Consider the following 11785-nt stretch of genomic DNA (forward strand, 5'->3'; position numbering starts at 1 on the left):
CGCCCACCCACTCATACTCAGACGCTCACGAGACACCGCGTCTCGTGGGCGATTTTCATTTCGAACGCGCGCACAGGCGGCAGCATCACCATCAACCCTGACGCCCTGCCGTCCGCTTCCCGGACGCAGCCGGCCCCGTCATTCCGGCTCAGGAGCCGGGTCGCCGTCGACCCGATATCGGGCCAGTCGCTCGGTCGAGAGCCCCGAGCGCGTGGCGGCGGTCACAGGGTCAACATCGAACCGTCGGCACGCGGCGGCGGCGCCGGCGGCGACCAGCTCCGCGCGCGGGCCGTCGTTGCGACTGCCCGGGGACCACGCACTGGGGTGGAGGTCGGTGGCTCTCGTCGTCGCAAGCGCCTCAACGGCAACGGTACTGAGCAGGGCCGCCCCGAGTGCGTCAGTAGGGCGTCCCGACGGCTCCGGGTCCCGCCGATTCGTATCGTCGCAGTCGTGGTATGAAGCCCCGACACCGTCAGATCCGTCGGTAGACCGGCTACGTTCTAGTGCGCCCGCAAGCGCGAAGTGCTGACGGGCGTCGTCCGCGAGAAGCGCCCGCTCAAGCACGGCGTCGATCACGAGATCGAGCGCGTCGGTCACGACGCCACGACATCCGTCCGAAACGTCGCCTCCCGAACAGTGCCGTCCGGTGTGAGCGTGATCCGCCCGAGCGTCACCGTCTCACCGACCGCCGCGTCGGCTTCGATCCCGCGGAGCGTGGCCGACCGGTCAAGCCGGTCCCACACCGCCCGCTCGACAAGGCGTTGGAACTCCTCGGGATCCGTCCACCCGGAGTCGATGTCGGCGGGCACGTGGACGACAAACTGGAGTTCGGCGTCGGTGACGTGGATTCCGACACCGAACGTGTCCCCCCTAGCTGCGCCGTCAACGTCGTCGCTTCGCACGGCGTCGTCGTCCGCTCCGTCTCGCGTCGGGCTCTCGGTCCCGTTCGGTGCGCTCATACGTGAGCGTGGGCGCGCGCGATCAAAATATTCTCCGGTCAGAACGCTCGCCAGAACCCTCTTTGAGCGGGCCGCCGAACCGCCGGCCGTGACCGACGACGACACGCCGATCGCCGAGTTCCTCGACGCGATCGCCTCCGAGCAGGTGGCACCGGCGGGCGGCACCGCGGCCGCGATCACCGGCGCTACCGGTGCGGCGCTGTGTGAGATGGTGTGTGTGCACACGATCGCTGCCTCGGACGACGGCGCGGCCGACGAACTCTCGGAACTCCGGTCGGGGTTGCGGCGGCGCCGGGAGACGCTCCTCGCATTGGGGGCGCAGGACGCAGGGCTCGTCGACGACCTGTTCGGTGACGATGAGGAGGCGTCGATACGGCTCCAGCGCAGAGCCGCCGGGATTCCACTCGCGGTTTCGGAGGCCGCTGCGAGCGTGTTGACCGACGCCGAGACGGCTCACCGTCGCGGCCGATCGGGTGTGGCTGCGGACGCAAAGACGGGCGCGTACCTCGCCGACGCCGCGGTCCGGGCGTCGCTGGAGACGGTCCGGATCAACGCGGCCGCGCTTCCGGACCGGTCGTTTGCAGCAGACCTCGAATCGCGCGCGAGGGCGGTCAAGGAGGCGGTGAGGGACGCCCGGCCGCGGTTGTTCGGTGGCGACGGGTGAGACACGGCGTCGTATCACTGTACCGGCCGCCACGGGAGGAGTGGTGCCGGACAGCGCTCACTCCCACAGTTCGGATTCGACCAGATCGACCGCGTTCCGAACCGCACCGACGGAACTCAGGTGTCCGGCGCCGACCGCCGCCTTCATGGCTCGGGCCGGGCTGCCGGTCACAACTTCGGGGCCGAGTTGTGCCACCGTGCCGTCGCCGACCGTCACGATCCACCCGGGTACGTCGAATCGATAGGGGTCGAGTCGTGGGCGGAACCCCTCGCCCGTACCGCGGTCGTGGTCAACGAGCCGGCGAATGTTCGCCGCGACCGTCCGGGCCTCACGGATCGCGGCTGACGCCGACGCCGGGACGGGCTCGCCGTCGGCGTCAACGGCTCTAGCGGCGTCACCCACCACGAACGCGTGGTCGTCGAGGCGGAGGTCGTCGTAGACCAGCGGTCGGTCGCCGCCCATCGCGCCGGTTCCGGTAATCCCACCGGTCCAGACGAACACGTCCGCGCCGAACGTCTCCCGGTTGGTCTCGACCGCGTCGGCGGTAGCGCGTTCGACCGTCGTGTCCGTCGAGACCGTTACACCGGTGGACTCAAGCTCCTTGCGGGCCGCCCGCCGGAAGTTCTCCGGGAAGTTTGGCGCGACGTGGGGCAGCTGTTCGAGCAGCGTCACGTCGGCGTCAACGCCCTCCTCGCGCGCCAGCGCCACAAGTTCGCCCGCGGTCTGGACGCCGGAGAGCCCCGCGCCGCCGACAACGACGTCGACCGACCCCGGAGGCCCGGCGTCTCCAGTGGCTTCGCTGCCGGCTTCGTCGCCGACGCCGGCCGCCGACAGGAACTCGTGTCGGATCCCGAGGGCGTCGTCGACGGACGTGAGCGGCTGTCCGTGCTCTGCGACACCCGGGATCCCGTAGTCGGCGGTAACCGACCCCAGACAGACCGCGACGTAGTCATACGACAGGTCGTCGCCCGCAGCCAGGTGGACCGCGCGACCGTCCGGATCGAGCCCGGTCACCCGGTCGATCCGGACGGTCGCGCGGTCGAACAGCGCCGAGAGCGGGACCCGGATGGCGTCGGCGACCGCGGGCCGGCGGATGACGCGGTGGACCTCGTGTTTGACAAGGTGGGTTTCGGACGCCTCAACCACGACGAGGTCGACGTCGCCGGGCAGTGTCGATTCCAGCCGGCGCGCGAGGGTCACGCCGGCGTACCCGGCGCCGAGGATGGCGATTCGCATACCTGGTGTTGGGGGCGAAAGAACAAATGGCGAACGGCCGCGGCGGGGGAGGCATCCGTTCCGTCTGTGAGCGTCAGTTCGTCGGCGTCAGAACAGCGATTCGGCCTCGGGACGGACCTCCGCCGGCCCGCCGACCTCCCAGACGTCGGTGTCGACACCGACCGCGGAGACGGCGTCTTCGACGGCATCAATGTGATCTACGGTGGTGTTCACGTAGACGCTCGCCCCCGTGTCAGTCGAGAAGTACGCCGGGACTCCGTCGTCGCGGAGTTCCCGCACCGTGTTGAACACCGAGATGGTGGCGGGCTGCCAGTAGACCCACCCCGACGGGCCGGTCATCGTCGTCGCCGCAAGCGAGAGAGAATCGTGCTCCGCCAGCTCGAACGCCCGGTCGAAGTCGGCGTCGTAGAGCGCGTCCCGCGCGGCGTCAATCTGGTGGTGGATGTGTGCGAGCCGGGCCTGGAACATGTGGCTCTCGGCGGCCTCGCGGTGGGCTTCCTCGGTCTCCTTGTACGCGGGCACGTGGGCGGCGACAACTCGGAGGTCATCTTCGAGATCGGTCTCGATCCGCTCCGACCGGCAGTCCGCGTCGTTCATGCCGGAGAAGAGGTGCGAAAACGCCCCGGTAACCGCCCGCGCGGCCGACGCGGAGCCACGGCGGGCAATCGTCGAAACGTCGGGGCGGGAGAGCTCAAGCCCCGCGGCGGTCGACAGCGCCATCGCGGCCGCCGCGAATCCCGACGCCGACGACCCGAACCCGATGTTCGGCGGGAAAGAGTTCTCCGACTCCAGCCGGACCGGGTGGGTAACCCCCGCTCGGTCGCGGACGTGGTTGACGACTGAGTCGATGCGCTCGGCTCCGCGGCCTTCAACGCGGTCGCCGCCGATGACATACACGTCTGCGGCGGCGTCGGGCTGGAACTCAACCGTCGTGGTGGTGTGACTCGGGGCGGTACAGATGCTGATGCTGTCGTGGTACGGGAGCCGGAGCTCTTCGTCGTGCATCCCGTGATACTTGATCAGGCCTTGGATCGGGTGGGCCGTCGCGGTCGCCTTCATACCTCCACCGGCGCGTGGCGGCCGATTAAACGTCCCGGTCGCGACACGGTCACCAGGGGCGGTGGCACTGGTCGCTCCCGTCGCTTGTCGCCGAGCGCCGCGCCCGGTCGGTCGCATTGCGGCTCTACAACCCGGTGCCGGACGCGTCGGGTCACGCACCCTCCGGCCGCGCGAGAAACGCGACCCCGACCGGTCCGGCGTCCGACTGCAGTACCGGCGTGGAGACGGGTGGTACTGTCCCGTTGCGTGATCACTGGAAGAGGACACGCCGGTTCCCGGACATCGGTCACACCCGGTACCGCCGGGATACTCGGCTACGAAGCGGCTTACAACTCTGTAGCCGTTTTGAGTCTCGGTGGGATATTGACGATCGTAGCGCCCTCAAGCGGTGTATTAGACCCGGCCTGTTCGGAACGCACCAAAGAAACATCCCGGTAGTTTGTCGCGGTTTACAATGGCTTATGTACGGCCCGTGATTGTACTAACCATCCACCGATCCACCCGGCGGCCACCGCTCTCCGGTTGCTGCCGCGCCTCTCACCAATGAAACGCACGTTACTCGTCGTCGCTGTTGTCGCATCGCTTCTCGTGACCGCGGTTCCCGCCGTCGCACTCACCTCGAACCCGGACCTCCGGACGGTCACGGAGACCCCGAACCTCCAGCCCGGCGGGATCAACGAGGTGTCGTTCCAACTCCTGAACGACCCCGACGGGCCGGACGACGACACGCGCGCGGCCACGAACGTCCGGGTCAAGCCCCGCGACACCGGGCGCATCGACGTCGAGACCGGCGAACTCTACGTCCCCTCCCTGCCGGACGGCGACCCCGCGGACCTCTCTCTACGGCTGAACGTGCCTGCGGACCTCGCGAGCGGCACCTACCGGATCCCGCTCGATCTCACCTACGAGTACGATAACGGTGCGGGGTCGGCCACCGAACGGAAGGTAACCCGCCACGTCACTGTCCGGGTTGAATCCGGCCCGCGGTTTTCAGTCGTCGGCACCAACTCAACGGCCACGGTGGACGGCCAGGGGATCCTTGAGGTCACGATGCGGAACGTGGGCGACACCGCCGCCCACGACTCGACGCTGACGCTGTCGACGTCCAGCACAGACATATCGCTGGGCGCAAGCGACTCGAGTACCCGGTTCGTCTCCGAGTGGGAACAGGGTGAAAACCGCACGTTCGCGTTCGACGCCGTCTTGGGCGGCACCGCCGTGGCGGGCAACTACTCGCTGGACGCACAGGTCGACTTCGAAAAGCCCAGCGGAACGGTCGGATCCACCCCGGAGCTCACCGTCCCGCTGGAGGCGCACCCCGAGATGACGTTCCGTGTCTCCGACCTCCGGAGCACTCTTAGTATCGGCGGGAGCGACACGCTGTCGGGGACCATCACGAACACCGGTCCGATGACCGCACACAACGCGGTGGTTCGGTTCAACGCCACGTCGACTGCACAAGCCGTCGGCGGCGGCTACGCTGTCGGGTCGCTCGCACCCGGGGAGTCCGCGGAGTTCTCGTTCCGAGTGAGCGTCGACGAGACCGCCGACGCCGGCCCGCGGCAGTTCGGGATCCGGACCGCGTTCCGCAACGCCAACGGTGACAAACTCCGGAGCGACGTCGTCGACATCCGCGTTCCGGTCGACGCGAACGATCCCGGCTTTGAGGTCCAAGACGTCGAGAGTACCCTCCGGGTCGGCGAGGAGGGGACACTGGACGGGACGATCGTGAACACGCGCGAGGACCGCGTGACCAACGCCGTCGTCACGTTCGAGGATCCCGGGCCGACGGTCACACCGATCGAGGACAGCGTCGCGATCGGCGACCTCGGCCCCGGCGAAGCCGCGAACTTCTCGTTCGACGTCGAGGTGACAAGCAGCTCCGACGCCGGCCCGCGGCAGTTCGACCTCGCGGTCTCCTACCGCGACGAGGACAACGCCGCCAGAGCGTCAGGGGACATCCCGACCCGGGTCGGTGTCGGAGCGGGGACCGCCGAGTTCGACGTCGAACCCGTCGACGGGAGTCTGAGCGCTGGCTCCGGCGGGGAGTTCCGGGTGACCGTTACAAACACCCGCGAGTACGTTGTCTCGGACCTCTCGGCGAAGATCTACACCGATTCGCCGCTGTCGACGTCCGACGACGAGGCGTTCGTCGACGAGCTCGGACCCGGCGAATCGACGACGATCACCTTCCAACTGAGCGCGGACGGCGGCGCCACCGAGAAGACCTACCCGGTCAAGATGGATTTCCAGTACGACGACGAGGACAGCGACACGATAATCTCCGACACCTACCAGGTGCCGGTGGACGTCGCCGGAAGCTCCGGCGGGCTCCCGGTCACGCTGATCCTCGTCGCGGTGGTCCTGCTCGGCGGTGCGGCCGGCGGCGTGCTCTACTACCGGCGACGGGAGTAAACGGTGCGGGTCGACTACCAGCAGTTCGTCGACTGGGCCGACGACAACATCGTCAACCGTCCCGGGACGGTGATCGGCGTCTTCATCGTGGTGACGCTTCTGTTCACCGCTGGGTTGGGTGGCGTCTCAACGGAGTCTGGGACCCAGCAGTTCGCCGAGGACATCCCCGCGGCGAACGCGTTAGAACGCATCGAAAACGAGTTCCTGCCGGTGTTCAGCGACGATCCCGGGAGCACGCAACTGGTCCAGCGCGGCCGCAACGTGCTCTCGAAGGACTCGCTGCTCGCGATGCTGCGGGCCCAGCGGGCGTTGGAGGACCGCGACGACATGTACGTCACGGGCACGTCGTCGGCGGCCGGCACCGTCGCCCGGAGCATCGATCCGGAGGCGACGACTCTAGAGCAGCAGATCACGACGCTCGAACGGTCGACGCCGTCGACGGTACGGAGTGCAGTCCGGGAGAACGCCGACAATCCCGGGTTCACCGGAAGCGTGAGCAACGATTTCAACAAGCGGGACGCGTCGGCGTCGGCGACGATCGGCGCCGTCCAACATGACCTCCCCGGCGGCGCTGGCGGCGGGACCGCCGGCCAGTCGGGCGACAGCCCGCTCACGCCGATCCAGACGCAGGCCCAGCGCGTGATCGGGACCGAGATCGACGCGGATATCACTGTTTTCGGGAGCGGGATCATCGCCGACGAGTTCGGGACGGTCATCTCCGACTCGCTTCTGATTGTGACGCCCGCAGCGGTGCTCCTCATTTTCGGGTTTCTGATCGTCGCCTACCGCGACCTCATCGACTTGGTGTTGGGCGTGGTCTCGCTCGGGATGGCGTCGATCTGGACGTTCGGGTTCCTAGGGCTGGCCGGCATCCCGTTCAACCAGATCATGATATCGGTCCCGCCGCTTTTGCTCGCGGTCGGGATCGACTTCGGGATTCACGCGGTCAATCGATACCGGGAGGACCGGGCGACCGACCGCGACGTGGGCGACGCCATGCGGGTCGCAACTGACCAGCTGCTCGTGGCCTTTTTTATCGTGACCGGCACCACCGTGATCGGGTTCCTCTCGAACCTCGCGTCGGAGCTTCCGCCGATCCGTGACTTCGGGATCGTCGCCGCGGTGGGGATCGTGTTCACGTTCCTGATCTTCGGGATCTTCCTGCCTGCCGCGAAGGTGTGGGTCGATCGCCGGCGGGACTCGTGGCCGATCCCGACGTTCAGTCAGCGGCCGCTCGGCGAGGAGGGGTCGGCGCTGGGCGGGGCCCTCTCGGTCGGGGTGACAATCGCCAACCGAGCGCCGGTCGTACTGCTCGTGCTCACGCTCGTGTTCAGCGCCGGGGCTGCGGGGTACGCCACCGGCGTCGACACCAACTTCTCACAGGAGGACTTCCTGCCCCCGGAGGAGGTATCGCCGCTTCTGAAGGCGTTGCCCGAGCCGTTCGCGCCGAGCGACTACGACGCGGTCGGCACGATCAACTTCCTTGACGACAAGTTCACGTCCTCACAGGGGGGATCCGTGACCATCTACTTGGAGGGGCGCATGGAGAACGACGCCGCCTTAGAACGCATCTACCGCGCGGGCGAGGATCCGCCCGAGGAGTTCGTGACCGACGGCAACCGCCGTGTGGAGTCGACGAGTATCGTGACGATCATCCAGGACCGCGCGGAGCAGGACCCCGAGTTCGACGCCTTGATCCAGCGGAACGATCGTAACGACAACGGCGTCCCCGACGACAACCTCCCGACGATCTACCGGGAGCTCGAAGCGTCGCCCGCGGGCGACCGCGCCTCGGAATACCTGGCCGACGACCGGCGGAGCGCCAGGGTCGTCTACACCGCCTCCGCCGACGCCTCCGATCAAGAGGTAACCGCGGCGGGCCACGAGGTCGCCGACCGGTTCCGGACCGATGCGACCTCGACGGGCAACACGGTGGTTTTCCAGGCGGTGTCGGACCTGATATTCGAGTCCGCGATCACCAGCCTCGCGATCGCACTGAGTGCAACAGTGGTGTTTCTGGTGTTCATCTACTGGGTGCTCGAAGGGTTGCCCTCCCTGGGGATCGCCAACCTCGCGCCCATCGTCGTGGCGGTGGCGTCGGTCGCGGGCACGATGCGGCTGTTGGACGTGCCGTTCAACGCGTTCACCGCGACAATTCTCTCGCTCACGATCGGGTTGGGGATCGACTACTCGGTCCACGTCGTCCACCGGTTCATCGACGAGCGCCGCGAGCGGGCGCTGGTTCCGTCGCTCCAACGGACCGTGATCGGGACCGGCGGCGCGCTCCTGGGGAGCATGGCCACGACGGCCTCCGGAATCGGCGTTCTGACCCTCGCGGTCCTCTCGGTGCTGGGTCAGTTCGGGATCCTGACGGCGATCTCGATCGTCTACTCGTTTTTGGCGTCGCTGCTCGTGCTTCCCTCGGCGCTTGTGGTCTGGGACCGGTTCGTGAACGACGACCCCGGGGTGCCGATGGGGCCGCGAGACGACACCGGGACGGACGGCGTTGAGCCGGCCGATGGCGTCGCGGACGACGCCGCGGCCTGAATTCGGCCCTCGCAGCTACCACCTGACTTGGAACCCGGACTGCCCGGTCGGGTCCTCGTAGCTCACGCCGACATCGTCGACTGATGCCATCCGGCTTCCGGTGTGACACCACTCGATCATCGCCTCGACCGGCCCCTTCGGTCCCTCGAAGACCGCCTCGACTCGGCCGTCGTCGAGGTTCCGTACCCATCCCGCGACGCCGTGCTCCCTCGCGGCGTCCCGGGTCGACGCGCGGTACCGGACGCCCTGGACGGTCCCGCTGACGAACACGTGCGCGCGGATTCGGTCCTCGGTCATACCGTCGGCTACGAGGAGGAGTCACAAATAGCGTGTGCCGTTCGGAGTCACACAGATCAGGGAGGGCGACTCGCGAGTCGCCCGAAAAGAAGCGAGACGGCTGCCGTCTCGCCCCCTCGTGAAAATCTGTCCCGCCGAGCGGTGCGAAGCGGGGCTCGTGAGGCGCTCTGCGCTTCACGGTGGATAAAAAGGGCCGACTCGCACGGTCTACGGTCGATTCGGCGGAACTCAGCTAACGACAACGAACAGGAACTGCTCATACTGTCGGCTATAGTCGCGTGACGTATTTCGACACCCCGGGGTGTCGAAAATCTTCACGTAGTTATAGCCGACAGTATCAGTACAGACTAGACACTGACGAAACTGTTCGCTCAAATGCCGAGGCTATCTTTGATTGCCGAGTCGATTTTCACTATGTCTGATGACGGGACAGAGCCAATGTTCTTTTTTACACGTTCGTCGATGTCGACAACCCGGATCTGACTGAGGTCTGCCACTGAATCGTGGTCGAGGGCAGTATCCGAAGCCCGTACTTCCACCTCGAACGGGTACGTGTCTCCAGCCGTGTACTGCTTCGTAAATGGAGCGATGATGGTTGTCGGTGAGTACTGATTCCCAACATCGTTCTGGATGACAACACAGGGCCGGCTCGTTCCTTGCTGCTCACTCCCTCTCGTGGGATTCAGTTCGACGACGACAATGTCGCCGCGGCGTACCTGCACAATTGACTCCAGAGTTCACTCGCTCCAACCGGGCGCGTCACCGAGATGCCCGGTTGCTTCTGAGGATGCTTCTTCCAGCTCTTCAGCCAACTCACGAGACCGCTCGGCTCTCTTTCGATATCCTTCAGCAAGCCGGTCCTCATCCGTCGGCGGTTTGAGTACGATCTCGTCGTTCACTTCGACGAATTCAATTTCGTCACCGCCTTCGATGCCACGGCGGTCCCGCAGCTCCTTCGGAATCGTCACCTGCCCCCGATCTCCGACTTTCCGCTTGTGTTCGGACACACCTATTCATACTTTTTTCATACTGATATAGATGTCGGAGTCATGGTTGTTCGATTCAAACGGTTGTTCTACAGCCCGCCTCGTCGAAATGAAACGTGAAAACACATAGTCAGATAGTACAGCCTGCTGCTGTGTCGCGAGCGACCGGAGGGAGCGCAGCAAAAGGTCGGTGGTGTTTATGTCTCCGGGGAGGGGCAGGTGGAGTATGGAGCTGTTCGGGACCGCGGGGATCCGCGGGTCAGTACAGGAGCGGGTGACGCCGGACCTCGCGCTGGCGGTGGGGCGTGCGGTCAGTGCCGGCGTCGTCGACGACGCGGCGGCCGACACCGGATCGGACCGCCCGGAAGTCGTTGTCGCCCGCGACGGCCGCCCCACCGGCGAGGCGCTCGCGGCCGCAGCAGAAGCGGGGATCAACTCCGCCGGTGTCGACGTACGGCGGGCGGGTATACTCCCCACGCCGGCGCTTGCGTACGCCTCGCAGGGCCGATACGGGGTGATGCTCACCGCGTCGCACAACCCCCCGACCGACAACGGGATCAAGCTCTTCGTCGACGGTCAGGAGTACGACCGCGAGCGCGAGTCGGCGGTGGAGTCCCGCGTCGCCGACGGGGCTCCGCCGGCGGCGTGGGACGAGTGGGGCGGCTCCGAGACCGTGGCGCCGCTCGCGGGCTACCGGCGGGCGGTCGTCGAGTACGCCCGCGGGTACGGCGACCCCGCCGACGGGCTCGACATCGCGGTCGACTGCGGCACCGGCACCGGCGCGCTCGGCACCCCGCAGGTGCTCCGGGAACTCGGCGCACGGGTCGTCACGCTCAACGGCCAGATCGACGGCCACTTTCCGGGTCGGGAGTCGAAGCCGACCCCCGAGACCCTGGGTGACCTCCGGCGGGTTCTGTCCGACAGCGATTTCCACTTCGGGATCGCCCACGACGGCGACGCCGACCGGATCGTCGTCCTCGACAGCGAGGGCGGAATCGTCCACGAGGACACCGTGGTGGCGATCGTAGCGGAGCAGTTCGTCCGGGCTGCGACCGCGCCGGACCCCGTCGTGGTCACCACGCCCAACGCCTCCGGTCGGATCGACGAGCGGGTTGCCGCGGCGGGCGGCCGGGTTGAGCGCGTCCGGCTCGGAGCCCTCCACGAGGGGATCGCCGCGGCGCGCGCCGACGGGGGTGACGTCGTCTTCGCCGCGGAACCGTGGAAACACATCCACCCCGACCACGGTGGGTGGATCGACGGCGCGGCCTCCGCGGCGGTGTTGACCCGTCTCATCGCGGCTGAGGGGCTCGACGGCCTCCGCGATCCGGTGGCCGAACGCCCCTACCGGAAAGTCAGCGTCGAGTGCCCCGACGACCGGAAGACCGACGCGATGGCGCGCCTCGAATCTGCGCTCCCCGCGGCGTTCCCCGACGCCGACGCCGACACCGAGTACGGGGTTCGCGTTGAGTTCCCCGACGGGTCGTGGACGCTAGTCCGACCCTCGGGAACCGAGCCGTACGTCCGGGTCTACGCCGAGGCCGACGACGTCGACGCGCTGGTTGAGGGCGTGACCGACGTTGTGACCGGCGCCGTCGCCGACGCCGGCGGGTAGGGGCCGGTGT

Annotated in this window: 11 protein-coding genes; 4 read left to right on the top strand and 7 right to left on the bottom strand. The window is 67.3% G+C overall.

Annotation, left to right across the window (positions count from 1 at the left end; translation table 11 throughout):
- Positions 1-138: 138 nt before the first annotated feature.
- Positions 139-597 carry a hypothetical protein gene (locus tag IEX72_RS05440; protein ID WP_188786374.1) on the bottom strand — a complete coding sequence of 153 codons (459 nt, stop codon included), beginning with the start codon at positions 595-597 and terminating at the stop codon, positions 139-141.
- A complete protein-coding gene (locus IEX72_RS05445) occupies positions 594-959 on the bottom strand; it encodes a hypothetical protein (RefSeq protein WP_326838259.1) in 366 nt (121 codons plus the stop codon). The genes IEX72_RS05440 and IEX72_RS05445 overlap by 4 nt, the downstream gene beginning before the upstream one ends.
- An 88-nt stretch (positions 960-1047) precedes the next feature.
- Here IEX72_RS05445 and IEX72_RS05450 point away from each other — a divergent pair, with 88 nt between their 5' ends.
- A complete protein-coding gene (locus tag IEX72_RS05450; RefSeq protein WP_188786375.1) occupies positions 1048-1623 on the top strand; it encodes a cyclodeaminase/cyclohydrolase family protein in 576 nt (191 codons plus the stop codon).
- A gap of 57 nt (positions 1624-1680) precedes the next feature.
- Here IEX72_RS05450 and IEX72_RS05455 read toward each other — a convergent pair whose 3' ends face one another.
- Both IEX72_RS05455 and mvaD read right to left on the bottom strand, forming a co-directional pair.
- Positions 1681-2859 carry an NAD(P)/FAD-dependent oxidoreductase gene (locus IEX72_RS05455; protein ID WP_188786376.1) on the bottom strand — a complete coding sequence of 393 codons (1179 nt, stop codon included), beginning with the start codon at positions 2857-2859 and terminating at the stop codon, positions 1681-1683.
- An 87-nt stretch (positions 2860-2946) separates the two neighbouring features.
- Complete coding sequence (mvaD, locus tag IEX72_RS05460; RefSeq protein ID WP_188786377.1) at positions 2947-3918, bottom strand: phosphomevalonate decarboxylase MvaD; 972 nt, start codon at positions 3916-3918, stop codon at positions 2947-2949.
- A 543-nt stretch (positions 3919-4461) separates the two neighbouring features.
- Here mvaD and IEX72_RS05465 point away from each other — a divergent pair.
- Positions 4462-6333, top strand: coding sequence for a COG1361 S-layer family protein (locus tag IEX72_RS05465; protein ID WP_188786378.1), 1872 nt, complete (start codon positions 4462-4464; stop codon positions 6331-6333).
- 3 nt (positions 6334-6336) lie between these two features.
- On the top strand, positions 6337-8880 hold the full coding sequence (locus tag IEX72_RS05470) for an efflux RND transporter permease subunit (RefSeq protein WP_188786379.1): 2544 nt from the start codon (positions 6337-6339) through the stop codon (positions 8878-8880).
- 15 nt (positions 8881-8895) lie between these two features.
- Here IEX72_RS05470 and IEX72_RS05475 read toward each other — a convergent pair whose 3' ends face one another.
- The 3 genes from IEX72_RS05475 to IEX72_RS05485 all read right to left on the bottom strand — a co-directional run bounded on the left by IEX72_RS05475 (position 8896) and on the right by IEX72_RS05485 (position 10184).
- Positions 8896-9177: an acylphosphatase gene (locus tag IEX72_RS05475; protein ID WP_188786380.1), complete on the bottom strand. Its 282-nt coding sequence runs from the start codon at positions 9175-9177 to the stop codon at positions 8896-8898.
- Positions 9178-9548: 371 nt separating this feature from the next.
- Positions 9549-9899 carry a type II toxin-antitoxin system PemK/MazF family toxin gene (locus IEX72_RS05480; RefSeq protein ID WP_188786381.1) on the bottom strand — a complete coding sequence of 117 codons (351 nt, stop codon included), beginning with the start codon at positions 9897-9899 and terminating at the stop codon, positions 9549-9551.
- Between the two features lie 15 nt (positions 9900-9914).
- Positions 9915-10184 carry an AbrB/MazE/SpoVT family DNA-binding domain-containing protein gene (locus IEX72_RS05485; protein ID WP_188786382.1) on the bottom strand — a complete coding sequence of 90 codons (270 nt, stop codon included), beginning with the start codon at positions 10182-10184 and terminating at the stop codon, positions 9915-9917.
- A 205-nt stretch (positions 10185-10389) separates the two neighbouring features.
- Between IEX72_RS05485 and IEX72_RS05490 the strand changes: the two genes are divergently transcribed.
- The gene (locus IEX72_RS05490) at positions 10390-11775 is read left to right on the top strand and encodes a phosphohexomutase domain-containing protein (RefSeq protein WP_188786383.1); all 1386 of its coding nucleotides are present in this window, start codon (positions 10390-10392) and stop codon (positions 11773-11775) included.
- The last annotated feature ends 10 nt before the right edge of the window (positions 11776-11785 follow it).

The sequence above is a fragment of the Halobellus salinus genome (genome assembly GCF_014646875.1).
GTDB classification, from domain to species: Archaea; Halobacteriota; Halobacteria; order Halobacteriales; family Haloferacaceae; genus Haloquadratum; species Haloquadratum salinum.